Genomic DNA, 26282 nt, shown 5'->3' on the forward strand with positions numbered 1-26282 from the left:
CTTTACACAGCCACGCGGCGAATCGCGTCCACGAGCTTCACGGGATTGAACGGCTTGACGATCCAGCCCGTGGCGCCGGCGCGGCGCGCGCGGTCCTTCTTCTCGCCGTCGCTCTCTGTCGTCAGCACCAGAATCGGCACGCCGCGATGCTTCTCGTGCCGGCGCACGCCTTCGATGAAGCCGAAGCCATCCATGCGCGGCATGTTGATGTCGGTGACGATCACATCGGGCGTCGCCTTCTCGAGCACTTCCAGCCCATGCACTCCGTCTTCGGCCTGCACGACGCTGAAGCCGGCGTCGGACAGTGCGAGCATCAGCATCTCGCGCATGGTTCGGGAATCGTCGACGGTCAGAATAGTCTTGCTCATTTCGTGCTTTCCTGTTCGGAAATATCGGTGAAGGGAATGCCGAGCGTCTCCAGGGCGTCGAGGAGAGGCTCGGACGGATGGACGACATTCAGGGGCAATCCATCCGCCGTCCAGGTCGCATGCGCGGACAGCAGGACTTGGATGCATTGCGCGCCGACCTTGGCGACGCTCGAGGCGTCGATCATCAGCGGATTGCCGCGCGCTTGCAGAAGCTCCGTGGCGAGCGGAGAGGCCGCGCGAATGTCGAGGATCTCGGGTAGGCTGACAGTGACCATCGGCTCGTCTCTATGTCGTTGCGGGGGAGGGCGAGGCTATGGCTCAAGCCGCGTCGAGAACCGGCTCCGGCAGCAGATTCTGGATGGTCAGCACGCTGATCATCTCGTCGCCCGCGGCGACGACTCCCTTCACGAATGTCCGCGCGATCTCGGAGGCGACCTCCGGCGTCGGCTGAATCGCGTCCTGCGTCAGCGTCAAAATATTCGACACCGCATCGACGAGGAGGCCGACGACCTGTCCGGCCGATTGCACGACGATGACCGCATGACGCGCCGTCGGCTCGCTCTGCATCAGTCCGAGACGCGTGGCGAGATCGATGACCGGCAGCACGGCGCCGCGCAGATTGATGACGCCGCGCACGAAAGTCGGCGCATGCGGCAATGGCGTCGCCGGCGTCCAGCCGCGAATTTCGCGCACCGCCATTATGTCGATGCAGAATGTCTGGGCGCCGATGTGAAAGGCGATGAACTCTTTCGCCTCACTCGTCGCCACGCGGGAAATCGTCTCGGCCATGATCAGAACTCCTCCCAGCCTTCCTCGACCTGCGCAGGCTGCTCTTTCGGAAGCGCGCCGCCACGCATCGTGACGCGCCGCGGCTGCGGCGGCGCTTTGTTCGTCGAAAGCGGCTTTTGCCGCTTGGGCGCGAAAGCCGCGGCCTCGCCACGCTCGCCGAGATCGAAGGCGGCGACGGATGTGGCCAACCGCTCGATGTCGCTCTTCAAGCCATGGCTCGCGGCGGTCGTCTCCTCGACCATTGCGGCGTTCTGCTGCGTGAACTGATCCATTTGCGCGACGGCCGTGTTGACCTCGGCGAGGCCGGTCGCCTGCTCGCGCGCGCCATTGGCGATCTCGACCACCACCTTGTTCGCCTCGACCACCTGGTCGACGATGCGACCGAGCGACTTGCCGGTCTGCGCGACCAGCGCCACGCCATCCTCGACTTGCGAGGAGGATGTCGAGATGAGGCTTTTGATCTCGCGCGCGGCTTCCGCCGAGCGCTGCGCGAGCGCGCGCACCTCGGAGGCGACGACGGCGAAGCCGCGTCCCGCCTCACCCGCGCGCGCGGCCTCGACTCCTGCATTGAGCGCGAGAAGATTGGTCTGAAAGGCGATCTCGTCGATCACGCCGATGATCTGCCCGATTTGGCGCGAGGAGGTCTCGATGCGCCCCATCGCCTCGATCGCATTGCGCACGATCTCGCTGCTGCGCGTCGCGTCGGCCTGCGCCTCTGAGACGACGCCGGCCGCGCGCTGCGCGCCATCCGACGTCTTGTGAACTGTCGAGGTGATCTCCTCGAGCGCCGCGGACGTCTGCTCGAGGCTCGCCGCCTGCTGCTCCGTGCGCTGCGCCAGCGCATCCGCCGCTCCCGCGATCTCGCCGGTCCGTGAGGTGAGGCCGTCGATATGGCCGAGCATATCCGCGAAGGCGCCGCGCAGCTTGTCGAGCGCGACATTGTAGCAATGCCGAATCTTCTCGTAATCGGACGAGAAAGGATCGTTCAGCCTGTGCTTCAGATTTCCGGCCGCGAGCCGCTCCAGCCCTTCCGTGAAGGACTTCATGAAGAATTCGTGCGCCTCGACATAGCCGCGCGACTCGGCGTCCTGCGATGCGCGGCGCTGGGCCGCCGCGCGCTGCTCCGCGCTCGCGGCGTCGGCGCGACGACGGACATCGCTCTGCAATGTGGCGCGAAGATTTTCCAGCGCGTCGAAGACGGCGCTCAGCTCGCCGCTCTTGCCGCTTTTCACCACCGGAGTCTCGAGATCGCCATTGCGAATGCGATCGAGCGTCGCGACGAGAGACGTCGCCGGGCGAGACACGCGGCTCGAGATTACGCGATAGGCGGCGATCGCGCCGATGAGCGAGACGCTCGCTCCGGCGGCTCCCCATAATGGATCGAAGGAGGCTCCGCCTTGCAGCAGATGCGGACCGAGGGATAGGAGCGGTCCGACCGCGATCCCGATGACGGGCGCAAGAAGTGTCGCGTATGTTTTCACCGCTCTGCCCCCGCTGCTGATGTAACGAAGATCGGGTTCCGCCACGGCGGACGACCTCGCGATCACTGAGGCAGGCGAAAGGACGCGAGGTCCCGTCACGCGCGCAGGGCTCTCGCGCAGAGAGCGGCGTCGCGTTGGTTCGACTGATCGTGCGGAAGGAGGCGCCCCCACGGGGACATGCCGGATCGCCGGCATATCGAGGCAGCTTCATGCTTTTGACCGACGTTTGAACGGTCAACCCGATATGCTTCGAGCCTAGCGATGGGCGGTTAAATCTTCATTAGCGGGCAATAGAGGCGCCCGCCGCGGGCGGACGCCGTGATTCGAGACAATGGACACGCCGCTGCGCCGAAGAATAGGCGCATCGCTCCACGCCTGGATCAGGCCACGCGATGCGCGGGAATATAAGGCGTGACGCGCGGGGAAGAGGCCCCAATGTCGCTCTTGTGACGATTGTCGAGCGCCGACACTGTCGGCTTGTGCATGGGAGACTCGCTCGCTTGACCGTTGGAGCTGTCATAGATGCTCGACAGCTCGCCGATGAACCGCTCCATGGCCTTCAACGCCTGATACTCGGGAATCTGCGTGAGCTGTTCGATCATCTGCTCGCGAAGCTGCTTCAATTCATTGATCGGGTGCATTGTGGGGTCTCCCAGGAACGGCGGGTCGTTAAGAATTTAGTAATCAAATCTGGTGCGAGCCTTGCGCCGATCCCGCGCTACTCATTGAAGTGAATAGTACGGGCCGCTCATCCGCAGGAGCAATTTCTCATTGTGCGGCCAGCGGCCCTTCATTCGACAGCCGGCGTCGACGCCATTCTGCCATATCACATTGGCGGACAGCAGAGCCCCTTGCTGATCGTCGTAGAGAATGATGGAGCGCGGCAGCGGCACACGCTGCGCGAGGCGCAGCCTGATGCCGCCGCCAGTCTTGTTCTTATAGAGAAACTCCGTCAGGAAGCGCTCGCCGCCGTCGAGGATCTTGCCGGACTGCAAATGCACCGGACGCCGCGCCTCTCGACGACGCTCGATGAACGACGGCGGCTCCTCCACGACGACAGAATAAGTGACCACGCCCTCGCGCGGAAGCATGCGCGACGTGACCGAGCGAAGCCAGGCGCCCGCGCCCATGTCCCGCGCCTTCATGCCGTTCAAAAGCGGCTTGATCGCATCTCGTCTCGTCAACTCCAACGCCCCTCTATCGATCGCGCCGAACATTTCGAGAAGTCGAGCCTCTCGTCGGCGTGTCAAAGATAGGAGCGCGATATTATTTCAAGGTTAACCGTTTTCACCGAAAGCTTCATTCGCGCGCAGTCGACAGCCTCACGCAAGCCTGGAGACTTCTAATCCCGGCGTCTCACGGATATGAAGGAATGACAGATGACGGCGAGCGCGCTTTTCAACACGTCGGTTATGGGCATGTCGGCGCAGACCACGGCGCTCAGCGCGGTCGCGGAGAACATCTCGAACTCGAACACGGTCGGCTATAAAGAGGCGACCACGCAATTCCAGACTCTGTTGACGAGCTATCAGGGCGGCAATAACGCCGACGGCGGCGTCAGCGCGAGCAACGTCATCGAAGTCACCAAATCCGGTAGCACGCTCACCACGACGTCGGCGACCGATCTCGCCATTCAGGGTGACGGATTTTTTGTCGTCAGCGACGCGGCCGGCAACACTTATCTGACGCGCGCCGGTTCGTTCCTTCCCGACTCGCAAGGTCGACTCGTCAACACGGCCGGCTATTATCTCATGGGCTACAGCTCATCGGCCGCCTCCGCGCCGACGGATCCGTCCGAACTCAGCACCGTCACCATTCCCTATGGCAAGGAGATCGGCACGGCTTCGACGGAGGGCTCGCTGACCGCCAATCTTCCCTCCACCGCCGACGTGATCGCGGCGGCCGACCTGCCGTCCGCGAATTCCTCGACGTCGACCTACACCGACAAGACCTCCGTCACCGCCTATGACAATCTCGGCAATGCGGTGACGCTGGACGTCTATTTCTCCAAGACGTCTTCCAACAATTGGGAAATGTCGGTTTACAACGCCGCGGATGCGACGAGTGGCGGCTTCCCATATTCGTCTGGCCCGCTCACCACTCAGTCGCTCACCTTCTCCGCCACCGACGGCAGCATAAGCAGCGGCTCCAGCGCTTCGATCGCCGTGCCCGATGGCTCCACGCTCGCGCTCGATCTCAGCGGGTTGACGCAGCTCGGCTCTTCCTTCTCCGTCTCCAATCCGACGATCAACGGCAATGCGGCATCGCAGGTCAGCAGCGTCAGCATCGCGAAGGACGGCACGCTCAGCTATGTGCTCGGCAATGGACAGTCGGTGTCCGCCTATAAGATTCCGCTCGGCACGGTCGCGAGCCCGAGCAATCTGCAGGCGCTCTCCGGCAACACATTCGCCGTCACCAAGGAATCCGGCGCGGCCTATCTCGGCGACGCCAATTCCGGAAGCATGGGCGCGATCGCATCCGATCAGCTCGAGGGCTCGACGGTCGATCTCGCGACGCAATTGTCGAACATGATCGTCGCCCAGCGCTCCTTCAGCGCGAACAGCCAGGTCTTCCAGGTCGCGTCGGAAGTGATGCAAGTGCTGAACAATCTGAAGTAAACGACACAAAGATAGGCGGTCGCCATGTCACTCACGAATGCCGGAGCGATCGCCAATCAATCGCTCGGAACGATCGCCGCGCAAATAAATGTCGTATCACGCAACATAGCCGGAGTGAATGTCTCCGGCTATGCGACCAAGACGGCGCTCGTTTCCACGAGCTCCAATGGCGGAACGCAGATCGATGGCGTCGCGCGCGCCACCAACGCCGCGCTCGTTCAGAATTCCCTGCAGGCGACCGCGACGCAAGCCTCGGCGGCGGCGCTGTCTTCTGGTTTCGACCAGATCGATCAGGCGCTCGGGCTATCCTCCGGCACAGCGTCCGACACGAGCACAAATCGCTCGCCGGCGTCCCTGCTCTCGGCGCTGAAAAGCGCGTTGCAGAGCTATAGTGCGTCGCCTTCGAGCACGACGGTCGCGCAAAACGTGCTTTCGAGCGCCAAGGCGGTGGCGCAGGCGCTCAACACGGCGGATTCGACCGTGCAGCAATTGCGCACGCAGGCCGATGGCGAGATCGCATCCTCTGTCGCGAATATCAACTCGATCCTGTCGCAATTTCAGCAGGTGAACGCCGAAGTCGTCGCCGGAACGCAGGTCGGGCGCGACGTCTCATCCGCTCTCGACCAGCGCGAATCTCTTCTCAAATCGCTCTCGTCCGAGATTGGCGTGACCACGGTCACGCGCGCCAATAACGATATGGTGATCTACGCCGACGGCGGCGCCACGCTCTTCGAGACGACGGCGCGATCGGTGACCTTTCAGGCGACCGGCGCCTACGCGGCCTCGACTACCGGAAACGCGGTCTATGTGGATGGCGTGCCAGTGACCGGCGCCTCCGCCTCCATGGCGATTCAGTCCGGCAAGCTGCAAGGCCTCACGCAGCTTCGTGACGTCGTCGCGCCGCAATATCAAAATCAGCTCGATGAAACCGCACGCGGACTGATCACTGCTTTCGCGGAAAGCGATCAATCCGGATTTGGAACGACGGCGCCGGGATTGTTCACCTATTCCGGCGCAACATCAGTGCCGGGGGCGAGCGTCGTGCCCGGTCTCGCCGGCCAGATCATCGTCAATCCCAACGCCGATCCGAGCCAGGGCGGCGATCTCACTCGGCTGCGCGACGGCGGCATTTCTGATCCGACCAACTCCGCCTATCTCTATAATACGACTGGCGCCGCGGGCTTTACGGATCGCATAAACCAGCTCGTCGACTCTTTCTCGACAGCGCAGAGCTTCGATCCCTCCGCAGGCCTCGGCTCCAGCCTGTCTCTCACAGACTATGCGACATCCTCGCTCGGTTGGTTCGAGGCCCAGCGTCAACAGGCGACGGATACCGAATCCTATCAGTCGACGCTGCTGTCGCAGACGACCGACGCGCTCTCCAGCGCCACCGGCGTCAATCTCGACGAGCAAATGTCGAAAATGCTCGATCTCGAAAACTCCTATCAAGCGTCGGCAAAGCTCATCTCGGCCATAGACGCCATGTATACCGCGCTCTTCCAGGCGCTCTGACGAACGGACGGACAAATGGTCTCGATCACCTCGACCCAATCGCTCACCAATGCGCTGCGACGGTCTGTCCTCGACGTTCAGACGCAATTGTCGAAGACTCAGGCGGAAGTCTCGACCGGACGCCTCGCCGATATCGGGCTCGGCCTCGGCGCCGCGATACAGCAGGATTATTCCTACGGCTTTCACGCCGATGATCTCGCCGCGCTGACAGCGAGCAATAATGTCATCACGACTCGTCTCAGCGCGACGGATACGGCGCTGAGCTCGATAGCCAGCACGGCTCAGAACTTTCTGCAGACGCTGGTCAGCGCGCAATCGGGCGCCGGCAGCGATCCCGGCGCCATCAAGGGCTATGCCGAGACTGGACTGAAATCGCTGATCTCCGCGCTCGACACCAGCGTCGACGGCGTGCAGATTTTCGGCGGCGTCAACACCGCCGTCGCGCCGCTCGCTGACTACTTCTCCACTACTCCGTCGACCGCGAAGCAGTCGGTCGATCAGGCGTTCTTCGGCGCCTTCGGGGTCGCGCAAGGCGACGCCGGCGCGAGCGCCATCACAGATCAGCAGATGGCGACCTTCCTCTCGGGCTCATTCGCCGATCTGTTCTCTTCGTCCGGGTGGAGCAGCAATTGGTCTAGCGCGACCGATGAGACGGCGACGAACAGAATCTCCTTGTCGCAGACTTCCGAGACCTCTGTGTCCGCAAATGAGACATCGCTGCGTCAGCTCGCACAGGCTTACACAATGGTCGCCGATCTCGGCGTCGAATCTTTGAGCAGCTCCGCATATCAACAGATTCTCAAGACTGCATCTGCCACAATGTCTGACGCTATATCGGGGTTGACCAATCTGCGAGCGACAGTCGGCGTGATGCAGAAGGGCGTCTCGGATGCGAATGAATCGCTTTCGGCGCAGAGTGACATGATCAAGACGCAGATCGGCTCGCTCGAAAACGTCGACCCATATGAAGCGTCGACGCGGCTGAACAACCTGACCACTCAGCTCGAGACGTCGTACACGCTGACCGGAAAGATTCAGCAGCTGACGCTGTCGAAATATATCTGAGCGCACGAATGACCCGAAGAGAATCGCATGTATCGTAATGTCTATGCTCAGACGGTCGAAGACTCCCCCGCTGTGGCCCGCGGCCGAGAGCGCGCCGTGCTCGAGAGGGCGATCCGGCTGCTCGCGGTGGCCAAGGTCAAAGGGGTTCGAAGCAGCGAGTCGTTCGAGGCGACCGGGAACATGCGCCGAATATGGACCGTGTTCATCGAGGACCTCGGCAGCGACGGAAACGCGCTTCCCGAAGCGTTGCGAGCTTCGCTCATCTCGATCGGCCTGTGGATTCTTCGTGAGCTCGAGGCGATCGACTGCGGCAGGTCGGACAATTTCGACGGCGTCATCGAGATCAATCAGATGATCGCCGATGGACTGAGCTGAGGGCGGCATGAATATTTCGTTACGGCGGGGCGAGAAGCTCTATCTCAACGGCGCGGTGATCCGCGCCGACCGAAAAGTCTGCATCGAACTGCTCAACGACGTGACGTTCCTGCTCGAGAATCACGTCATGCAGGCGAAAGACGCGACGTCGCCTTTGCGACAGCTCTACTTCGTCGTGCAGCTGATGCTGATGTCGCCGAACGACACAGCGGCGGCATCGGACATGTGCCGCGGCATGCTGGCCTCGCTCAACACCGCCTTTCCCGATCCGCGAATTCTCAATGGGCTGGCGTTGGCTGCGAAATATGTCGAGGACAAGCGAATGTTCGATGCGTTGAAGACGATTCGTACGCTTTTCCCATTCGAGTCCGAAATACTGGCGCCGAGCGCGGCGCAGGACAGCGGCAAAGCAGCCTGAGGAGGCGATACAGTGACTGTGACCTCGACGACCTCCGTCACCAATGCGACCGCGACCTCGAGCACGAGCTCGACGTCGTCTTCCAGCAGCTCGACGCAGACGCTCGGCTACGACCAGTTTCTGACGCTTCTCGTCACCGAGATGAAGTACCAGGATCCGACAAAGCCGATGGATCCGACCGAGACGGTTTCCCAGCTCGCCTCGTTTTCGTCGGTCGAGCAAGCGGTCAAGACGAACACGACGCTGACCTCGATCCTGAATTCCAATCTGCTCACGCAAGCCAGCTCGTTCATCGGCAAGACAGTGTCGTCTTCCGACGGCTCGACCTCCGGCGTCGTCGCCTCGGTCTCGACATCGAGTTCCGGCGTGACTGCGACGCTCACTGACGGCAAGACCATCTCTCTCGGGTCGGGCGTCACGGTGAGCGAATGAACGAGGCGGACGCGCTCGAGATCATGCAGCGCGCGATCTTCACCGTGCTCATTGTCTCGAGCCCGGTGGTCGGCGCCGCAATGGCGGTCGGCATCGTCATCGCGCTGCTTCAGGCCCTCACGCAGGTTCAGGAAATGACCTTGACCTTCGTGCCGAAGATCATCGTGATCTTCGTCGCGCTCGGGCTCTCTGCGCCGTTTCTCGGCGCGCAGATTCAAGCGTTCACTGATTATGCGTATTCGCGTATCGAAAAGGGATTCTGAAGGCGGCAGCGCCCGCGACGTCGCGGGGTGCGAGGAGCCGCTGGGAGCGAGAGATGACCGACGTCGCATTGGCTGGGGGCGCGCCCGAGGGACGCGTGAAGGACGTCGGATTCGCTCTGGCGATCATTTTCATCCTCTGCATTTTCTTTCTGCCGATTCCACCCTTCCTCATCGACATCGGCCTCGCATTCTCTATCGCGCTCGCCGTGCTGATATTGATGGTGTCGCTCTGGATCCAGAAACCGCTCGAATTTTCGGCCTTTCCGACGATTCTCCTCGTTGCGACGATATTGCGTCTCTCGCTCAACATAGCGACGACCCGCCTCATTCTCGGACATGGCGCGGAGGGAACCGCCGCGGCAGGCTATATCATCGCCGGCTTTTCCAAATTGGTGATGAGCGGCGACTTCGTCATCGGTCTGACGGTCTTCGCTATCATCGTAACGGTTAATTTTTTGGTCATCACCAAGGGCGCGACGCGTATCGCCGAAGTTGGCGCGCGTTTCACGCTCGACTCGATTCCCGGCAAGCAGATGGCGATCGACGCCGATCTCTCGGCCGGGCTGATCGACGAGAAGCAGGCGCAGCTGCGCCGCCGTGAGCTGGAAGAGGAGAGCTCCTTCTTCGGCTCCATGGACGGCGCGTCGAAATTCGTGCGAGGCGACGCAATCGCGGGCCTCGTGATCCTCGCGGTCAATATTTTCGGCGGCATCGTCATCGGCGTCACGCGCCATGGCATGCCTTTGTCGAACGCCGCCGATGTGTTCACCAAGCTCTCGGTGGGCGAAGGTCTCGTCTCGCAAATTCCCGCGCTCATCGTGTCGCTGGCTGCAGGCCTTCTGGTGTCGAAGGGCGGCACACGGGGCTCGACAGAGCAAAACATCGTTCGGCAGCTCGGCAATTACCCGAAGGCGCTCTATGTCGCCTCGTCTCTGCTGTTCGTGCTGGCGATGATGCCGGGTCTCCCGCTCACTCCGTTCATGATGCTCGGCGGTGCCATGGCGTTCGTCGCCTATTCCACGCCGAAGCAGGCGGCAAAGCTCCGCGCCAGCGAGCAAGCCAAGAAGGCTGAGGACGACAGGCGCGCGCAGGCGGAAGCCAAGGATTCGATCCGGGAATATTTGAAGACGCCGGGCGTCGAGCTTTGTCTCGGCAAGCAGCTGTCCTCCCGTCTCCTGATGTCGCAGGACGAGCTCGCGCATCGCGTCGGCAAGATGCGGCGCAATTTCGCTCGTCAGTATGGATTTGTGATTCCGGAGATCAAGCTCACCGACGATCTCGCGCTGAAGCAGAAGAGCTATCAGATCAAGATCCACGGCACAGTCGTCACCACGCAGGAATTGCAGCTCGGGCAGCATCTCATCATCGTCGGGCAGGGCCGCCAGCCCGATCTTCCGGGCGATGAGACGGTCGATCCCGCCTTCGGTCTCAAGTCGTTCTGGATTCCCGATGCGCTCGTCGCCGAGGCGCGGCGCGAGGGATTCGAGCCCGTCGATCCGATCTCGGTGCTGCTCACGCATCTTTCGGAAGTGCTGCGCAATAATCTCTCGCAGCTCTTGTCCTATCGCGACGCGCGCATGCTGCTCGATCGTCTCGAGCCCGAATATCGCAAGCTCATCGACGAGATGGTACCGAATCTCATCTCCAATTCCGGCCTCCATTCCGTGCTCAAGCTGCTGCTCGCCGAACGTGTGTCGATCCGCAATCTCGATCTCGTTCTCGAGGCGGTCAGCGAGGTGGTTCCCTATGCGCGACGCGCGGAGCCGATCGTGGAGCATGTGCGGACGCGGCTGGCGCCACAAATTTGCGGCGAGATTGCAGTGAACGGGACGCTCGGCGTGCTGCGGCTCGGCGCGCGTTGGGACCTGTTCTTCCATGAGAGTCTCCGCCGTGACGCCAAGGGCGAGATCGTCGAGTTCAACGCCGATCCTTCGCTCATCGAGCAGTTTGGCCAGGAGGCGGGGACTGCGATTCGCGAGCGCATAGAGCGCGGCGATGTATTTGCGGTGGTGACGACGCCAGAAGCGCGGCCTTATGTAAAAATGATCGTCGGCCGTCTCTTTTCGGCGCTTCCCATTCTTTCGCATCTCGAGATCGCTCGCGGCGTCGAGATCAAATCGCTCGGGACGATTTCGTGACGGCGGGGCTGACGAGCGTCGTCACGACGCTCTTCGTGCTGTTCTGCAGGATCGGCGGCTGCATCATGACGATACCTGGCTTCGCGAGCCAACGGGTGCCGGTGCGCGCGCGGCTGTTTATCGCCATCGGATTGACGGTCGCTTTGGCGCCGGCGCTCGCGGATGTCGTCACGCCAGTGGTGGCGAACGCTACGCCGGGCGGCGTGCTCTTCGTCGTAATCGGGGAGCTTGTCATCGGCGTGCTCATCGGCTCGATGGCGCGTCTTTTCTTCTTCGCGCTGGAGACGATGACGACAGCGGCGGCGATGACGACCGGGCTCGGAAATATATTGGGGTCGGCTGTGGAGGAGGCGGAGCCGCTTCCCGCCATGAGCTCGTTCATCATGCTCGGCGCGACGACTTTGGTCTTCGTGCTCGATCAGCATTGGGAGATGATTCGCGGCCTCTTCGCATCCTATTCCGCGATTCCTGTAAGGGATGGAATGCCCGCGGACGGAATGTTGCGGGAATATTCGAATGTGCTGTCCCAATCGTTTCTGCTCGCGCTGCGCATCAGCAGTCCGTTTCTTTTGTTCGGCTTCATCGTCAATCTCGCCTTCGGCTTTCTCAATCGCATGACGCCGTCGGTCCCCGTCTATTTTGTTTCGACTCCGCTGCTGATCGGGCTCGGCATCTATTGGTTCTATGTGATGGCCGATGACTTCTTCACGGCTTTTTCCTCGGCGTTCGGCGCTTGGCTCTTGTCGGGATAATGGCGATGAATTGGAAAAATCAGCGGCGGATTCTCGCAGTCCATGAGCAATTGCATCGCATCGAGGTGGGGCGCCTGTCTCAGCTCGAGCGAAGGGCGCGCGAATTGAAGGAGGAGGAGACGCGAATCGTCGAATGTCTCGACGGAAATCGCAATTTGATCACGCTCTTTCCGGAAGTGGTGCTGCAAAGGCTGAAAGCCAATATTCGCCAGCAGCAGGAGCTTCGCAAGGAGGTCGATCGGCAGACGAATGTGACCTTGGAGCAGGCCAAGCGCGTGAAGCAGGCGGAACGGCTTGTCGCCGACGCTCAGATGGAGCGAGACCGCGCGATGGAGCTGGAGGCGTTGCGCGAGGTGATCGAGCATTGCACGACGCCGCGCGACTTCAGCGCGCCGTAAGTCTGCTCATGTAGAAAATTCGCTGTCGAAGGATTGGAGACCGATGTCGATCTTTCCCGCTACCGATCTCGTCACCGAAGTCGCCAGAGCCGCGGATCCTGTTCGTCGCAATGCGGCGGTCACGCGCCTCAGCGAAGTTTCTAACGCTACGCCGAGCAATGTCGATGGCTTTGCTGCGGTCGTCGCGGACAATGGCAAGGCGTCGCCCTCCGCGAAGCTCGCTGTCGCGGCGCCTGTCGTCTGGGATGGGACGGCAGCCGCGACGCGGGCGCCAATTCGGCCTGGCGAGGCGACGCAAAAGTTCGAGGCCTTCATCATTCAATCGTCACTGGAGACGATGCTTCCGAAATCGGAAAACGGCTATTTCGGTCATGGGACCGCGGGCGATGTGTGGCGCTCGATGATCGCCGAGCAGATCGGCGATCAGATCGCGAAAGCGGGCGGCCTGGGGCTGCGCAAGCTGCTCGATCACAATTTGTCTTCGAGCAATGAGCGCACAAAGACGTCGTGAGGTCGTCGGCGTTATCCGCGACTGTGATTGGAACCGGTTCGAATGGATATGGGACATGGCTGCGCATCGATATAGCGATGAGAGAATGAGTGGAGCGCCGTTCCGGAGCGATCATGCACAGGAGGCGCGGCGTGCGGCTTTCGTCGGCTGCGTCGATCGATTGACGCGGCTGATCGAGCGCGAGACCGAGGCGCTGCGATCACGCGCCAATGTGGACTTCGAGGATTTCAACGCGCGCAAGACTCATGCGCTGCTCGAATTTTCGCGCGCCTCGCGGGCCTATGCGGCGCCGCGTTCGTCCGCGATCGAAGCGAAGGTCGAACTATTGCGCGCCACTCTGGTCGAAAATGGAAAGCTGCTGGAACGGCGCCTTCGCGCGATGCGAGAGATTGCCGGCATCATGATCTGCACGATCGAGATGGCGGAGTCCGACGGAACCTATTCCACGAGAGCATCGGTGGAACGTTGATTTTGGAGCCCTATCGATGATGCGCATGGTTTTGATCGGGATCTGGGCCTGCGTGGTGACGTTGGGCTCGACCTTCGGCGCGTCCTATTGGAAATCGCATCGCAGCGCGCCGGGGGAAGCGGCGCAGCATGCGGAAAAGCTCGAGGTGAAGAAGGTCAAGCCGATCACCGTTCCGATCATCTCGGACGGGACGCTGAAGGGCTATATTTCGGCGGAATTCGCTTATGTCGTCGAGGCGTCCAACAAGGGAGGCCATGGCGGCGGCGGCGCGCCGGTCGATGCGGACAGCTATGTGATGGATGAGGCGTTTCGTCGGCTCTATGCCGACAACAACCTCGATTTTCGGCGAATCGAAAAATACGATCTCAATTCGCTGACGAAGGAGCTCACCAAGAGCATCAACGAGAGGCTGGGCGGCGAGCTCGTGCGCGAGACATTGGTCAAGAGCTTCGCCTTCGTCCCGAAGGACGATATCCCACACTGAAAAAAGGCCGGCCGGCGTAACGCCGGCCAGAGCCTTTCTCTCAATTATCGAAGCTTAGAACGCTTTTCAGCCGACCATCATATAGCCGAGGAAGCGTTGCGAATCGATCGGGTCATAGCCGAGGCGCGCACGCAGCTTCTTACGCAGCTTGCTCACATGGCTCTCGACGACATTCTCCTCGACCACATCGTCGAAGAGACCGTAGACCGCGTTGAAGATTTGCGACTTGGTCAGACGGCGCCCGCGATTCATCACGAAATATTCGAGAATCCTGCGCTCGCGTCGCGGCAGGTTGAAGGGCTCTCCGCGCACCAGTGGATCGCGGCCGTCGAAGAACACCTGCATCGGCCCGACCACCGCATGATCGCGACGTGTCTCCGCACGGCGACGAATAGCGTAGACGCGCGCGAGAATCTCTTTCACGTGAATCGGCTTGCGGACGACGTCGTCGACGCCGGCCGTGAACAGCCCGAGCGTCTGCTCGAGAGACGGCGCCTCGTTCATCGCGATGACGGGCGCCTGAGACCGCTTGCGAATGAGCTTCGGCAGCTCTTCGCGCTCCGGGCACTCCCCGATCAAAAAGGCCTCCACGGCGAGCATATCCGTCTCGACCGCGGAGTCGACCCAATCGATGAACTGCCCGGAACAGAACCCCGCCGAGGAGATTCCCTCCTGGCCGAAGTGGCGCGCATACCCACTCGTCACCAGTTCACGCTCATCGACGATTATGAACATTGCCGTCCCCTTGACATCTGTCTCGCCCTGGCAATCTGCGCGAATCACTATACGGACTACTTAGCCGCATCGATTCCGTGGCGTCAACGAAATAGTAACCAAATAAAGTAATGCTTTCTTTACCAGCCTGTGTCCGCGGTGTTCGCCGCGCGCTGCGTCTCGAGCAAGCCACACGCAAGGCGGATCGGTCAGCCTATGGTTCGTCGAACATAGACGTCGAGCCAGACCCCGGGCCAGATCCAATGTCAAATTTGCGAAAGGCGCTTCCGCTCGTCGCCGCGGCGGCGTTCGTCTCATGCGCCTTCGCCGTCGGAGCGGAGCAGAAGAAGGCGGAGCCTGTCGCCAAGGAGGAGCCTCCGCGGGCGCGAGAGGCGCGCGCCGCGCCGCCGCCTCCCGATGCGCGCCAATATTGCGCCGATATAGCCGCCGCCGCCGGCGCCGCTCGCAATGCGCGGCAGGAGAAGGAGCTGCTGGATATCGAGCAGCGAATCGCCAAGCGCACCGCGGAGCTCGAAGCCAAGCGCGCGGAGCTGCAGGATGTGCTCGATCGCTACGACACGCTGCTGAAGCAGACCGACGAACGGCTCGTCTCTATCTATGGACGCATGCGGCCGGAAGCCGCCGCCGCGCAATTCGCGAATATGGAGGAGGACATGGCGGCGGCCATGCTCATGCGGCTGCAGCCAAAGCAGTCCAGCGCGATTCTCAACGAGATGGAGGCCTCCCGCGCCGTCGTGCTGACCAAGAAGGTCGCCGCTCTGTCGAGCCTCGTCGGCGGCGGAAAGAAGCAATGAAGCGGCTTGCTATAGCGATCGGCTCGGCGCTGGCGCTCGCCGGATGCGCCACGGACCCGCGCGACATCGGGCGCGAGCCACATATGAGTCCCGTCGGCAGCGGATTGTCCGCTTATGACGATCAGCTGCCGACCGGCTCGACGCGTCCGCCGGCGCTCGGGCCGCAGATGCGGCTGGACGAGAACAGGGTCAATCTCTATCGCGATGTGCGCGCGATGACCGTCGGCGATGTCGTCACCGTGAACATATCTATGGACGACAAGGCGGTGCTCGGCAATTCGACCGATCGCTCGCGCGATTCGAAGGTCAAGACGACCTGGTCGTTTCTGTTCGATTTCCTCGCTGGCGCGTCATCCGCTCCGCCGGAGCGCAAATGGACAGGCACGGTCAATAATGATCTGCAGTCGAGCAGCTCGACGCAGGGGCAGGGGTCGATCAACCGCTCGGAGCAGATTCGGCTTTCGGTCGCCGCCGTCGTCACCGCGGTTCTGCCCAATGGCAATCTCATGCTGCGCGGGTCGCAGGAGATCCGCGTGAATTACGAGCTGCGCGTGCTGACGATCGCCGGCATCGCGCGGCCGCGCGACATCGGCAAGGACAATATGATCTCCTACGACAAGATCGCCGAGGCGCGCGTCTCCTATGGCGGACGTGGGCGATTGACGGAGGTGCAGCAGCCCGCATGGGGCCAGCAGGCCTACGACATATTCGCGCCGTTCTGAGATAGGAAGGGGAAGGAACGTGGCCGCGCCGTCTGGCACCACCACCGCCGCCGAAACGCATTCGTCGTCCTCCGGTCAGCTGGCGCTCGCGCTCATCGTCGCGACGGTTCTCGGCGCCGGAGGCGGGGGCTTCCTCGGCTTCACGCTGACCGGCGATCCGTCCACGGCCGCCAAACCCGCCGAGCCGGCGCCGGCCGAGAGCGCGGCGCCGAAAAAAAGCGCGGAGTCCGCCGATAAGGGGCATGGCGCGCAGGGACATGGCGGGCAGGCGCATGGCGGACATGGCGCCGCCGCGCCGAACGAAGGCGCGAAGGATGCGCCGCAGGCGAAGATGAAGCTCAAGGAGCTCGCGCCGATCGTCACCAATCTCGCCCTGCCGGAGACCGGATGGGTGCGCCTTCAGGCGTCGATCGTCTATGATTCCCAAGCCGTGCCGCAGCCGGACATATTGATCTCGCAAGTGACCGCGGACATCGTCGCCTTTCTGCGGACGATGACGCTTTCCTCGCTCGAGGGCTCGGACGGGCTGCGGCGCCTGCACGAGGATCTGACGGATCGGGCGGCGACACGTTCGGAAGGTCACATTCAGGAGGTCATCATTCAAGCCCTGGTCGTTCAATGAAGCGCGCAGCCGCGATCCTTCTCCTCCTCCTCCTTGCGCCGACCGCCGCTCTGGCGCAGGGGTTCGACCTCAACGCACTGCTGCCCGCAGGAGGCGGCGCGGCTAGTGGCAGGATCGTGCAGATCCTCGTCCTGTTGACGGTCCTCTCCATCGCGCCGGGCCTGCTCATCATGGTGACGAGCTTCACCCGCTTCGCCATAGCGCTGTCGTTTCTGCGCAGCGGCTTGGGGCTGCAGAGCACGCCGGCCAATCTCGTGCTCATCAGCCTCGCTTTGTTCATGACCTTCTATGTGATGGCGCCGACTTTCGACGCGGCCTGGAAGGACGGGCTGAAGCCGTTGATGGACAATAAGATCACCGAGGTGGAGGCGTTCGACAAAATCTCGCAGCCGTTCCGCAAGTTCATGATCGCCAATGTGCGCGACAAGGACATCAAGCTGTTCGAGAATTTGACCAAGGACAAAGGGACGACCGGAGATTACGAGAAGCTCGGTCTCCAGGTTCTCGCCCCCGCCTTCATGATCTCCGAGCTGCGTCGCGGCTTCGAGATCGGCTTTCTCATCGTGCTGCCCTTTCTCGTCATCGACATGGTCGTCGCGGTGATCACAATGTCGATGGGCATGATGATGCTGCCCCCGACCGCGATCTCCTTGCCGATCAAAGTGCTGTTCTTCATCCTCATCGATGGGTGGAATCTCCTCGTCGGCAGCCTCATCCGCTCCTACGGCTGAACCAGCGTCCCAGGGAGCGCCAAGCCGGCAGCGCGGCTCCAAATCCCTGTTAGCCCTTCATTAATCGCATTTTCCGCGATTTGTGGCGATCCTGCGCCCTACGTGTAATATCCGATTGTCCGGCGCGGCTATGCGAGACCGCAGGCGCGCCGTCGACAGAGTTCTTCGGATAGGGCAGGGCGCCCAAGGCATGATGCCGCTTCCGTCGAGCCGGTGAGTTTCCGGGATGTCGCGTTCACCTCATCCAAGGATCGACGAGTCATGACCAGCATTTTGACCAACGCCTCCGCCATCACCGCTCTGCAATCGCTGCGCTCGGTCCAGTCGTCTCTCGCTTCCACGCAGAAGGAGATTTCGACGGGCCTGAAGATTTCTTCGGCCACTGACAACGCCTCGACCTGGTCGATCGCTCAGACGATGAAATCCGATCAGGGCGTTCTCTCGACGATCAGCGACTCGCTGTCGGTCAGCTCCTCTGTGCTCAACGTCGCTACGGCCGCGGTGACCAACGCCATTTCGGTCGTCAACAACATCAAATCCGCCGTCGCGCAGGCCGCTCAGCCCGGCGCGGATCTGGCCAAGATCGGCACGAGCCTCACCGGTCTCAGCGATCAGCTCAAGAGCATTGTCAGCTCGGCGAATTTCAATGGCTTGAATCTGCTCGACGGCTCGCGCAGCACCTTCAACTCCATCGCCTCCTATAGCGACGGCACCGGCACTTCGGCCTCGGCGCTGAACACGATCAACCTGTCGGTCTCCGCCCTGATCGGCGGCGGCGGCGCTTCTCCGGCGGTCGCGGCCGGCGCGGGCATATTGGAGGCCGCTCAGGCCACCGGCGCCACCGCCGCGACGAATTTCACGAGCCTGTCGTCCTCCGACGTCGCTTCGAGCTCGACGATCACCGACACTCTGTCGAACGCCGACAAGGTGATCGCGGATCTGACGCAATATGCGTCGAAGATCGGCGCGACGCAGACCAGCGTCAATGGACAGGCCGCCTTCGTCAAGACGCTGAACGAAGGTCTGACGGCGGGCGTCAGCTCGCTGGTCGACGCCGACATGAACGAAGCTTCGACCCGCCTGCAGGCCTTGCAGACGCAGCAGCAGCTCGGCGTCCAGTCGCTGTCGATCGCCAATCAGAACAGCCAGATCATCCTGCGCCTGTTCCAGTAATACGCCACTCTCCAAACCCGAAAAGAAGCCGCGCCCTTCGGGGCGCGGCTTTTTTTGTCGCGCGTGCGCGGCGGACGCTTTGCCCGTTTAGACCTTTATTAAGGTTATCTAGTTAGGTTAACCACCGTGCAGGCTGTGCTGTAACCGTCGAGACCGGAACGGTTTCGACGGGTCGTCGAGTGGATTGGCTCCCGCGATGTGGCGCTCCGCCGATGATTGCTTCGGATAGGGCTCCCGAGCCCAAAGGCATGATGCCGTTTCCGTCGAGCCGGTGAAATTCCGGGATGCCTTTCGTCACTAGTTTCACCCCAAAAGGGATCGATGAGTCATGTCCAGCATTCTCACTAACCCCTCGGCTATCACGGCCCTTCAGTCGCTGCGGGCGACGCAGCAGGCGCTTGCGAGCACCCAGAAGGAAGTTTCGACCGGCCTCAAGATTTCGAGCGCCACCGACAACGCCTCGACCTGGTCGATCGCCGAGACGATGAAGTCCGATCAAGGCGTGCTGTCGACGATCGGCGATTCGATGACGGTGAGCTCATCGCTCCTCAACATCGCCCAGACCGCCGTCACAAATGCGATCTCGGTGCTCAACAATATCAAATCGGCGGTCGCGCAGGCGGCGCAGCCCGGCGCAGACACGGCGAAGATCGGCACGAGCCTGACCGGCCTCAGCAATCAGCTGAAGAGCATCGTCGCCTCGGCGAGCTTCAACGGCCTCAACATTCTGGACGGCTCGCAGTCTTCCTTCGCCTTTATCGCCTCTTACACGGATGGCGGCGGCTCGACGGCTTCGGCGCTCAACACGATCAATCTTACGGCGACCGCGCTGATCGGCGGCGGCGGCGCGTCGCCTGCGGTTGCGGCCGGCTCGGGCATTTTGGAAGCTGCGCAGGGAACGGGCGCGACCGCGGCGACCGATTTCACCAATCTGTCGACGACGGACGTCTCCTCGAGCTCGGTCATCACCGATTCGCTGACCAACGCCGACAAGGCGATCTCCGATCTCACCAAATATGCGGCGCAGATCGGCGCGACGCAGACGACGATCACCGGTCAGGCCGCCTTCGTCAAGACGCTGAACGAAGCCCTCACCAATGGCGTCAGCTCGCTCGTCGACGCCGATATGAACGAGGCGTCGACACGCCTGCAGGCTCTGCAGACCCAGCAGCAGCTCGGCGTCCAGTCGCTGTCGATCGCCAACCAGAACAGCCAGATCATCCTCAAGCTGTTCCAGTGACGATTTCGACGATCCGAGCAAGGGTCTCGCCGCCGACGGCGAGGCCCTTCCTCGTCTGAGCCGAGACGATCGGCAAAGTTCGCGCAAGCCACCGCCTGCACATTGGGGAACCGCATCGCGTCAACCCGATGAAACGCCCCCGATGGATCGCCTTATTCAGCTGCGAGACAATCTGCTCGGACTTGGTCCCCGCAAGCTTGCCGCACTCGCTATGATCTTTGTCCTCGTCCTGGCGGTGACCGGGGTCGCGGCCTATTACCTCTCACGTCCGAACTTCGAGGTGCTCTACGCCGGCCTCGATCGAGAGGATGTGAGCCGCATCGGCGCCGCGTTGAAATCGAACGGGACTCCATTCGATATCAATCCCGAGGGCAACGCCGTCTCGGTCCACTACGGCCAGACCGCGCAAGCGCGCATGATGCTCGCCGAAAGAGGCCTGCCTCAGAGCGCCAACGCCGGCTACGAGCTGTTCGACAAGGTCGGCTCGCTCGGCCTCACCTCCTTCATGCAGGAGGTGACGCGCATACGCGCGCTGGAAGGCGAGCTGGCGCGAACCATTCAGCTGATTCGCGGCGTGAAGGCCGCACGCGTGCATATCGTGCTCGCCGACGAAGGCTCGTTCCGCCGCGCCAAGCAGCCGCCCTCCGCCTCCGTCGTCATTCGCACGGAGAGCCCCGACGACTCCAAAGCGGCACATGCGATCCGCCATCTCGTCGCCGCATCCATTCCCGGCATGACGGTCGATCAAGTCACAGTGCTCAATACCGACGGCATGCTGCTCACGACCTCCGAAGGCGATGAGAATGACGCCGTGCCCGGCAAGACGCTGACGCTCGAGCGCACCGTCGCCAAGGATATTCAGGACAATATCCGCCGTACCCTCACGCCCTATCTGCGCTTGTCGAATTTCCAGGTGAGCGTGCGAACGCGGATAAACACGGATCGCAAGCAGACCAATGAGACGATCTTCGATCCCGAGTCGCGGGTCGAGAGATCGGTGCGCGTCGTCAAGGAGAATTCGACGTCGCAGAACAACAGCACCACCGGATCCACCGGCTCGGACCGCAATATTCCGCAGGACAATAAGCCGTCCGCATCCGAGGGCAAGCAGTCCAACGACGAGAACAAGAAGAACGAGGAGCTCACCAATTTCGAGCTCTCGTCCAAGACGATCACCACGGTCAGCGGCGGCTATACGGTCGAGAACATCTCCATCGCCGTTCTGGTCAATCGCGCCAGCCTCGGTGGTCCCGGCAAGGATGCGCCGAAGCCCGATGCGGTCGAGCGGCAGATCAAGGAGATCGAGCAATTGGTTTCGACGGCCGCGGGCCTGCACAAGGAGCGCGGCGATACAGTGAAGGTTTCGGCTGTCGAATTCATGCCCAATGAAAACGATATGGGTCCGGTCGAGGCGCCGGGCTGGGCCGACGCGCTCACGCATCAGCTCGGCTCGGTCATCAATGCTCTGGCGCTGATCGCCGTCACTGTGATGCTCGTCATCTTCGGCCTGCGTCCCGCGACCCGTGCGCTGCTCGCGGAGACTCCGAGCGCGGCGCTCGCCGAGAATGCCTCGCCGATGCTCGACCTCGATGGAGGCATAGAGCTGCCCTTCACTCCGCTCGAGGCGCCAGAATTCACAATGGCGGCGGCGATCGATACGGGGCTGATCGAGGATATCGCCGATCAGGAGACGTTCACCCAGCAGAAGCGGCTCGAGCAGCTGATCGAGGCCGATGAGATGCAGGCCGTGGCGATTCTGAAGCAATGGATGTATGCGGAGGGACGCGTTTGATGGCGCGCTCGGTCGCCTTCTATCTTCCTTGTTTCGACGAGCAGCCGAAAATCCTCGCGCCCGAGCCGTCCCCGCTCGCCATCGAATTCGACGAGCCGGAGCCGGAGCCGGCGATCGATCTCCCAGAGCCCGAGCCGGAAGATATCCGACCCGTTCTCACCGATGAGCTGCGCGAGCAATTGCTCGAGGAAGGGCGCGCCGCCGCCAAGGCCGAATGCGACGAGATGATCGCGCGCGAGCGCGCGGCCGTCGCGCAGCGGCTAGAGGAGGAGCGGCGTCGCTGGTCGCGCGAAGAAGGCGAGCGGCTCGGTCGTGAATTTCGCGACTCGCTCGGCCGCTACTCCGCGCGCATCGGCGAAGACGTCGAGCGCATTCTCGAGCCCTTCGTGGTGCGAGAGATCAGAGAGAAGATGCTCGTCGCCCTCATGGACACTCTGCGCATTCTCATCGCCGATCGGGAAAATCCGGTGATTCATCTCAGCGGACCCGTGGATCTGCTCGAGGCGGTCTGCGCCAAGCTCAATGGCGAGGATATCGCCACGAAGATCGAGGATGTCGGCGGCGTCGACGTGCGTGCGCGTCTCGACGCCACGACGATCGAGACCCGCCTCGGCGAATGGATGGCGCAGCTGCGCGAAGGAGATGACGCCGCATGAGCGATCACGAGGAAAGCGAGATCATCTTCATTCGCAAGAAGCATGGCGATGAAGAGGAAGCGCATCATGGCGGCGTCTGGAAGCTCGCCTTCGCCGACTTCATGACAGCTATGATGGCCTTCTTTCTGGTGATGTGGCTCATCAATTCCACATCGAAGGAGACCAAGGCGGCGATCGTTCAATATTTCAATCCCGTGCAGCTCATCGACTCTAACCCCGCGCATAAGGGGCTGCGTGATCCAGCCGAAGCGGGGCAGGGAAAGAGCCAGCAATCCAACACTGCGCCGGACAAGGGCGCGCCGGCCTCGGCGCCGCCGGCTTCCGCGGAGAAGGACAGCCCACAGCGCGAGGCCGCGCTCCTTTACGACCCGATGTCGACTCTCGACGAGATCGACAAAAAATCGGCGCAGCCTTCGTCCTTCGGCGACCCCTTCGATCGCAGCGCCCATGGCGTCGGCTATGTGGACGAGCGCATCGAGGACAGCGGCTCGCCGGACAAATCGACGACGGCCGAGCCGCTGGAAGCTCCGCGCGCAAAGCCCGCGCCATCGACGCCGCAGAGCAAATCTGCGGCGCAGCCTCCGCGCGGGGCGGCTTCGGCGCAAGGCGAGGACAAGAAGGGCGACGCAACGGCCGCCAGTGTGAAGGCCGCAGTGGAGAAGGTCGTGAAAGCCGAGCTCGCCGCATTGCGCGCGGCTCCGCATGTCGAGGTTGCGGAGACGTCCGAAGGGCTGCTCATCAGCCTCACGGACGACGCCGCATTCTCGATGTTCGCCGTCGGCTCCGTCGAGCCGCGGCCGCAGGCCGTCCGCATCATCGGCCAAATCGGCCAGCTCCTCGCCAAGCAGAGCGGCGAGATCGAGCTGCGCGGACACACGGACGGTCGATCTTATAAATCGGCGACCTATGACAATTGGCGTCTCTCTTCCGATCGCGCCAACATGGCCTATTACATGCTCGTGCGCGGCGGGCTTCCCGAGAAGCGCGTGGTGAAGATCGCCGGCTATGCCGATCGTCGGCCGAAGACTCCCAAAGAGCCGCTCGCGGCGGTCAATCGCCGCATCGAAATCTTGCTGCGCAGGAGCGATCGGTGAGGATATTCGCGCGAGCCGTCATTCTCGCCGCTGGCCTGAGCTTCGGTCCGGCATATTGCGCCGAAGCGGGCGAGCTCACCGAGCAGGTGCGCGCGCTCAACACTTTGCAAGGGTCGATGGTGCAGGGCGCGGCCGGCGCCCGTGGCGCGATTCCTGCGCAGATCGAGCGCATAGAGCAGGTCGTCGCTTCGCTCGAAGCCGACGCCTGGAAGGAAAAGAGCAATTCTGTCGCCGCAGCGATCTTCCTGTTCTGCGGCGGCCCATCCCGCTCGATCCGCAAAATTCTCGACGCCCATCTCATCCCCGATGCCGAAACGCCGCTCGTCGCCGGCGCCGTCGCCTATGCGGAAGGCCATAATGACGAGGCCGCCAAGCTGCTGGCGCCGATCGATGCGCGAACGCAGTCCGACACGCTCGCCGCGCATCTCGCATTGATCCAAGGCGGATTGCTGATCGGCTCCGATAGAGCGAAGGCGCGCGAGCTGTTCGATCTCGCGCGTTTGCTGATGCCGAGCTCCCTTGTCGAGGAGGCCGCCCTGCGACGCGAGATGTCGATCGTCGATGTGACGCAGGATCCCACAAAATTTCTCGTGCTCGGCCGTCGCTATGGCTCGCAATACGCAAGATCGCCTTTCTCCCGCAATTATTGGGACGAAATGCGCGCCGCGACGCTGCGCGCGGCCGCCAATGGCGACAATTCCCGCTTGAGCGAATTCCGCGGTCTGCTGAAAGGCGCCTCGCCAGGATTGCGTTTCGAGACGCATATGGGCGTCGCGCGGCAAGCGATTCTGAGCGGCCGTGTCGCCCTGGCGACGACGGAGACGCAATATGCAGGGCCTCTCGCAGACACGCCCGCCGCCCGCGCGCGCGTAGAGCTCTATCGCGCTGCGATCGCCGGGCTCACTGGTGAGTTCGAGACGGCGGAAGCGGAGTTCCAAAAAATCGATCCGAGAATTCTGCCTTCGGCCGATGTCGAAGTTCGCAACATCGTGACCGCCGCGATCAGCCGTCTTCAGGGCGTGACCGACGGCGTCTCTTCCGCCGCGGCGACCACGCCGGCCCAAGAGGCGACGCGTCCCGATTCGACGGTCGAGCGCTCTGCGCAGCAGGCGTTGAGCGACGCCGACGCGCTGCTGCAGCGGGCGACACGCAGATGACTCTCGACGCTCTTTTTCCCAATCTTCAGACCGCACGTCTTCTTGCTCGTCAGACCGACGCGGCTTCGTCCGGGCAGCGTGATTCTGACGGCGCGGACGCCGATCAATTCGCTTCGCTGCTCTCCGATCTCGACGATCGAAGCACTGTCTCTGCGCGCCTCCCTGCCGCGGAAGCGATGGCAGATCATAGGGTGTCGGATTCCGAGGAAGCTGCGGCCGCTGAGGCGACGAGCAATGCGGCGCCGCAGATGCTGGCTTTCGTCGCGGTCCCGGCATTCGACATGAGCTGGCGGCCCGCTGTCGATGCGCAATCGGCGCCGGCTCCATCCGATGGCGCATCCATCGATGAGACAGCGGCGCCGATGCGCGAGGAAGCGGGTGGATCACGAGCGGATAGTGGCGCGAACGAGGTTGCGCGCCGTTTCTCCGCGCCCATGTCTTCACCGCGACCGAGCACGATCGAGTCCGGCAGGCGTATCGCGGACAGCGCTGGTCCTGACGCTTCGCCGCCGGCACGGACGTCGGATGCGGCGCCCTCGTTGCAGCAGGCCGACAAAATCGATCAGGCCGTCGAGCCGCGCGTCTGGTCTTCCGGCGTTGTGTCGACGATCCCATCGACAACTGGCGCTTCCAGCGGACTCTCCGACATGGCTTCTCAGTCGACGCCAGCGGCGTCCGCGCAAGCCTCCGTGGAGCGGCAGAGCGAAGCTCCGCTTGCATCCGCATCGCGGCCCGCCTCTTCTTTGCGCTCCGACTCGACAGCCGGGCGGAGCGTCATCGCTTCGGCGGCCAATGTCATGATGTCGCGCAATCTCAGCGGCCGCGCATCAGACGACGAAAAAGCTGTCGTCGCCACGACGCCCGATCCACGCAGCGCTCCGGTTGCGGCTGTCTCGTCGGGGCTAGCGCCCGCCGCGGCCGCGCCGCAGCGAGACTCGTCCATGGTTGGTGCGACGAATTCGCAAACGCCGCCGATCGAAGCGCCTCCGTCGGTCCAATCTGCCGCGCGAGAGGCCACCGGGCCGCAACCGGTCGCTGCTTCGGCAGTCGCGACTTTGGTCGCCGAACCTCTGCGCGTGGAAGCCTCCTCGCGTGCGAATTTCGTCCACGTCGATGCGATTGTTTCGGCGCCGTCCACGGGCGAGGTGAGCGCAGAGCAAGGAACCGACAATCGTGTGTCGGCGCGCCTCATCGGTATCGATTCAGAGGTCCCGGATTCATCGGCGCCGACAGAAACTATCGACATTCGACGTGCGAGCCGGCCGGTATCGGGCGATAAGATGTCCGCCACTTCGCTCGGCGCGTCGATCGCTCAGCTAGGCGTATCACCCACAGCGACGCCGCAAGCGACATCCGTAAGATTTGCTTCGCCGAACGACTCGCCGTCATTTTCGACGCCCATCGTGATGCTCGGGGCCGGGCGCTCATCGGCAATAGAAGCGCCTGCCGTGTCGGAGCTCGCCGCTTCCGCGCCCGTCCCGAATGACATTTCG

30 protein-coding genes are annotated in these 26282 nt (G+C 62.5%); 23 read left to right on the top strand and 7 right to left on the bottom strand.

What is annotated here, in order from left to right; all coding sequences use genetic code 11:
- Positions 1–2 precede the first annotated feature (2 nt).
- The 6 genes from METLW3_RS0106075 to METLW3_RS26775 form a co-directional block, all read right to left on the bottom strand.
- On the bottom strand, positions 3–368 hold the full coding sequence (locus METLW3_RS0106075) for a response regulator (protein WP_024879076.1): 366 nt from the start codon (positions 366–368) through the stop codon (positions 3–5).
- The gene (locus METLW3_RS0106080; protein WP_024879077.1) at positions 365–643 is read right to left on the bottom strand and encodes an STAS domain-containing protein; all 279 of its coding nucleotides are present in this window, start codon (positions 641–643) and stop codon (positions 365–367) included. The genes METLW3_RS0106075 and METLW3_RS0106080 overlap by 4 nt, the downstream gene beginning before the upstream one ends.
- A 43-nt stretch (positions 644–686) precedes the next feature.
- The gene (locus tag METLW3_RS0106085; RefSeq protein WP_024879078.1) at positions 687–1157 is read right to left on the bottom strand and encodes a chemotaxis protein CheW; all 471 of its coding nucleotides are present in this window, start codon (positions 1155–1157) and stop codon (positions 687–689) included.
- Positions 1158–1159: 2 nt separating this feature from the next.
- A complete protein-coding gene (locus METLW3_RS0106090; protein ID WP_024879079.1) occupies positions 1160–2638 on the bottom strand; it encodes a methyl-accepting chemotaxis protein in 1479 nt (492 codons plus the stop codon).
- Between the two features lie 380 nt (positions 2639–3018).
- The gene (locus METLW3_RS0106095) at positions 3019–3279 is read right to left on the bottom strand and encodes a hypothetical protein (protein ID WP_024879080.1); all 261 of its coding nucleotides are present in this window, start codon (positions 3277–3279) and stop codon (positions 3019–3021) included.
- 81 nt (positions 3280–3360) lie between these two features.
- A complete protein-coding gene (locus METLW3_RS26775; protein WP_064032922.1) occupies positions 3361–3822 on the bottom strand; it encodes a hypothetical protein in 462 nt (153 codons plus the stop codon).
- A 195-nt stretch (positions 3823–4017) separates the two neighbouring features.
- On the opposite strand from METLW3_RS26775, the gene METLW3_RS0106105 reads away from it, so the two are divergent.
- The 13 genes from METLW3_RS0106105 to METLW3_RS0106165 all read left to right on the top strand — a co-directional run bounded on the left by METLW3_RS0106105 (position 4018) and on the right by METLW3_RS0106165 (position 14073).
- A complete protein-coding gene (locus tag METLW3_RS0106105; protein ID WP_024879082.1) occupies positions 4018–5256 on the top strand; it encodes a flagellar hook protein FlgE in 1239 nt (412 codons plus the stop codon).
- A 24-nt stretch (positions 5257–5280) separates the two neighbouring features.
- Positions 5281–6768 carry a flagellar hook-associated protein FlgK gene (gene flgK, locus METLW3_RS0106110; protein ID WP_024879083.1) on the top strand — a complete coding sequence of 496 codons (1488 nt, stop codon included), beginning with the start codon at positions 5281–5283 and terminating at the stop codon, positions 6766–6768.
- A gap of 15 nt (positions 6769–6783) precedes the next feature.
- Positions 6784–7833, top strand: coding sequence for a flagellar hook-associated family protein (locus METLW3_RS0106115; RefSeq protein WP_024879084.1), 1050 nt, complete (start codon positions 6784–6786; stop codon positions 7831–7833).
- A gap of 27 nt (positions 7834–7860) precedes the next feature.
- Entirely contained in the window at positions 7861–8208 is a 348-nt protein-coding gene (flaF, locus tag METLW3_RS0106120) for a flagellar biosynthesis regulator FlaF (RefSeq protein ID WP_024879085.1), read from the top strand.
- 7 nt (positions 8209–8215) lie between these two features.
- A complete protein-coding gene (flbT, locus tag METLW3_RS0106125; protein WP_024879086.1) occupies positions 8216–8626 on the top strand; it encodes a flagellar biosynthesis repressor FlbT in 411 nt (136 codons plus the stop codon).
- 18 nt (positions 8627–8644) lie between these two features.
- Positions 8645–9058, top strand: a complete 414-nt coding sequence (gene flgD / locus METLW3_RS0106130; protein ID WP_024879087.1) for a flagellar hook assembly protein FlgD — start codon at positions 8645–8647, stop codon at positions 9056–9058.
- Positions 9055–9321, top strand: coding sequence for a flagellar biosynthesis protein FliQ (gene fliQ / locus METLW3_RS0106135; RefSeq protein ID WP_024879088.1), 267 nt, complete (start codon positions 9055–9057; stop codon positions 9319–9321). The genes flgD and fliQ overlap by 4 nt, the downstream gene beginning before the upstream one ends.
- Before the next feature lie 53 nt (positions 9322–9374).
- Positions 9375–11459, top strand: coding sequence for a flagellar biosynthesis protein FlhA (gene flhA, locus METLW3_RS0106140; protein ID WP_024879089.1), 2085 nt, complete (start codon positions 9375–9377; stop codon positions 11457–11459).
- Positions 11456–12211 (top strand): flagellar biosynthetic protein FliR, encoded by a 756-nt coding sequence (locus tag METLW3_RS0106145; protein ID WP_024879090.1) that lies wholly within the window; start codon positions 11456–11458, stop codon positions 12209–12211. The genes flhA and METLW3_RS0106145 overlap by 4 nt, the downstream gene beginning before the upstream one ends.
- Positions 12212–12216: 5 nt before the next feature.
- Positions 12217–12609, top strand: coding sequence for a hypothetical protein (locus METLW3_RS0106150; protein ID WP_245267235.1), 393 nt, complete (start codon positions 12217–12219; stop codon positions 12607–12609).
- A gap of 43 nt (positions 12610–12652) precedes the next feature.
- Positions 12653–13120 carry a rod-binding protein gene (locus METLW3_RS0106155; RefSeq protein ID WP_024879092.1) on the top strand — a complete coding sequence of 156 codons (468 nt, stop codon included), beginning with the start codon at positions 12653–12655 and terminating at the stop codon, positions 13118–13120.
- An 85-nt stretch (positions 13121–13205) separates the two neighbouring features.
- A complete protein-coding gene (locus tag METLW3_RS0106160) occupies positions 13206–13589 on the top strand; it encodes a hypothetical protein (protein ID WP_026598005.1) in 384 nt (127 codons plus the stop codon).
- A gap of 16 nt (positions 13590–13605) precedes the next feature.
- Positions 13606–14073 (top strand): flagellar basal body-associated protein FliL, encoded by a 468-nt coding sequence (locus METLW3_RS0106165; protein ID WP_245267236.1) that lies wholly within the window; start codon positions 13606–13608, stop codon positions 14071–14073.
- A gap of 66 nt (positions 14074–14139) precedes the next feature.
- On the opposite strand, the gene METLW3_RS0106170 is transcribed toward METLW3_RS0106165, so the two are convergent.
- Entirely contained in the window at positions 14140–14808 is a 669-nt protein-coding gene (locus METLW3_RS0106170; protein ID WP_024879095.1) for a response regulator transcription factor, read from the bottom strand.
- Between the two features lie 242 nt (positions 14809–15050).
- On the opposite strand from METLW3_RS0106170, the gene METLW3_RS0106175 reads away from it, so the two are divergent.
- The 10 genes from METLW3_RS0106175 to METLW3_RS26780 all read left to right on the top strand — a co-directional run bounded on the left by METLW3_RS0106175 (position 15051) and on the right by METLW3_RS26780 (position 24789).
- A complete protein-coding gene (locus METLW3_RS0106175) occupies positions 15051–15602 on the top strand; it encodes a hypothetical protein (protein ID WP_024879096.1) in 552 nt (183 codons plus the stop codon).
- The gene (flgH, locus tag METLW3_RS0106180) at positions 15599–16324 is read left to right on the top strand and encodes a flagellar basal body L-ring protein FlgH (protein ID WP_024879097.1); all 726 of its coding nucleotides are present in this window, start codon (positions 15599–15601) and stop codon (positions 16322–16324) included. Before METLW3_RS0106175 ends, flgH begins: the two co-directional genes overlap by 4 nt.
- A gap of 19 nt (positions 16325–16343) precedes the next feature.
- Positions 16344–16946, top strand: a complete 603-nt coding sequence (locus METLW3_RS0106185) for a flagellar basal body-associated FliL family protein (protein WP_024879098.1) — start codon at positions 16344–16346, stop codon at positions 16944–16946.
- Positions 16943–17677 carry a flagellar type III secretion system pore protein FliP gene (gene fliP / locus METLW3_RS0106190; protein ID WP_024879099.1) on the top strand — a complete coding sequence of 245 codons (735 nt, stop codon included), beginning with the start codon at positions 16943–16945 and terminating at the stop codon, positions 17675–17677. The genes METLW3_RS0106185 and fliP overlap by 4 nt, the downstream gene beginning before the upstream one ends.
- A 261-nt stretch (positions 17678–17938) precedes the next feature.
- On the top strand, positions 17939–18850 hold the full coding sequence (locus METLW3_RS0106195; protein WP_024879100.1) for a flagellin: 912 nt from the start codon (positions 17939–17941) through the stop codon (positions 18848–18850).
- Positions 18851–19178: 328 nt separating this feature from the next.
- Entirely contained in the window at positions 19179–20090 is a 912-nt protein-coding gene (locus METLW3_RS0106200) for a flagellin (RefSeq protein ID WP_024879101.1), read from the top strand.
- A 142-nt stretch (positions 20091–20232) separates the two neighbouring features.
- Positions 20233–21882: a flagellar basal-body MS-ring/collar protein FliF gene (fliF, locus tag METLW3_RS0106205; protein ID WP_024879102.1), complete on the top strand. Its 1650-nt coding sequence runs from the start codon at positions 20233–20235 to the stop codon at positions 21880–21882.
- Positions 21882–22538: a hypothetical protein gene (locus METLW3_RS0106210; protein ID WP_024879103.1), complete on the top strand. Its 657-nt coding sequence runs from the start codon at positions 21882–21884 to the stop codon at positions 22536–22538. Before fliF ends, METLW3_RS0106210 begins: the two co-directional genes overlap by 1 nt.
- On the top strand, positions 22535–23632 hold the full coding sequence (locus METLW3_RS0106215; RefSeq protein WP_024879104.1) for a flagellar motor protein MotB: 1098 nt from the start codon (positions 22535–22537) through the stop codon (positions 23630–23632). Before METLW3_RS0106210 ends, METLW3_RS0106215 begins: the two co-directional genes overlap by 4 nt.
- Positions 23629–24789, top strand: coding sequence for a hypothetical protein (locus METLW3_RS26780; RefSeq protein WP_024879105.1), 1161 nt, complete (start codon positions 23629–23631; stop codon positions 24787–24789). The genes METLW3_RS0106215 and METLW3_RS26780 overlap by 4 nt, the downstream gene beginning before the upstream one ends.
- Positions 24790–26282 lie beyond the last annotated feature (1493 nt).

It is taken from the genome of Methylosinus sp. LW3, from assembly GCF_000527115.1.
Taxonomy (GTDB): Bacteria; Pseudomonadota; Alphaproteobacteria; order Rhizobiales; family Beijerinckiaceae; genus Methylosinus.